The sequence below is a fragment of the Clostridioides sp. ES-S-0006-03 genome (genome assembly GCF_020662275.1).
Classification (GTDB): domain Bacteria; phylum Bacillota; class Clostridia; order Peptostreptococcales; family Peptostreptococcaceae; genus Clostridioides.
In genome coordinates this window covers 1-1,068 of the sequence record NZ_JADGMM010000035.1, presented here as the reverse complement: position 1 = coordinate 1,068, position 1,068 = coordinate 1, and the positions used below count along the sequence as shown (strand labels likewise).

At 44.9% G+C, this 1,068-nt stretch carries 1 tRNA gene and 2 rRNA genes; all 3 read left to right on the top strand.

Features of this window, described 5'->3' with window-relative positions:
- Positions 1 to 543, top strand: a 16S ribosomal RNA gene (locus tag IR151_RS19980); the annotation flags it as partial.
- Positions 544 to 598: 55 nt separating this feature from the next.
- Positions 599 to 674 (top strand) — tRNA-Ala (locus IR151_RS19975).
- A 208-nt stretch (positions 675 to 882) separates the two neighbouring features.
- Positions 883 to 1,068, top strand: a 23S ribosomal RNA gene (locus IR151_RS19970); the annotation flags it as partial.

Here is a 1,068-nt window from a genome sequence, read left to right as displayed (position 1 = left end):
AATGACATCTCCTTAATCGGAGAGTTCCCTTCGGGGACATTGGTGACAGGTGGTGCATGGTTGTCGTCAGCTCGTGTCGTGAGATGTTGGGTTAAGTCCCGCAACGAGCGCAACCCTTGTCTTTAGTTGCCATCATTAAGTTGGGCACTCTAGAGAGACTGCCAGGGATAACCTGGAGGAAGGTGGGGATGACGTCAAATCATCATGCCCCTTATGCTTAGGGCTACACACGTGCTACAATGGGTAGTACAGAGGGTTGCCAAGCCGTAAGGTGGAGCTAATCCCTTAAAGCTACTCTCAGTTCGGATTGTAGGCTGAAACTCGCCTACATGAAGCTGGAGTTACTAGTAATCGCAGATCAGAATGCTGCGGTGAATGCGTTCCCGGGTCTTGTACACACCGCCCGTCACACCACGGGAGTTGGAGACGCCCGAAGCCGATTATCTAACCTTTTGGAAGAAGTCGTCGAAGGTGGAATCAATAACTGGGGTGAAGTCGTAACAAGGTAGCCGTATCGGAAGGTGCGGCTGGATCACCTCCTTTCTAAGGAGAATTGCCTACTGTTTAATTTTGAAAGTTCTTTATGAACTTCATATTTGGGGGTGTAGCTCAGTTGGGAGAGCACTTGCCTTGCAAGCAAGGGGTCAGGAGTTCGACTCTCCTCATCTCCACCATTAAGAGTATATTACTTAAATCTTTGATTTATCTAGTAGCCTCTTACATGCACTTTTAGCTTATCTTTAGACAAGCTATGTGCGTTAGCACTTTGAAAACTGCATATATATATTTAGTGATATGACATCTAATTTGTAATATATAAAGCTGATAACTTTTAAAAATTATCGAAGTTGATAGCTTCTAATCTATCAAACCTTTTTAACTGGTCAAGTTATTAAGGGTGCAGGGCGGATGCCTTGGCACTAGGAGCCGATGAAGGACGCGATAAGCTGCGATAAGCTTCGGGGAGTTGCACGTAAACTTTGATCCGAAGATTTCCGAATGAGGAAACTCACTTAGAGTAATGTCTAAGTATCATTAAGTGAATACATAGCTTAATGAGGGGAACTC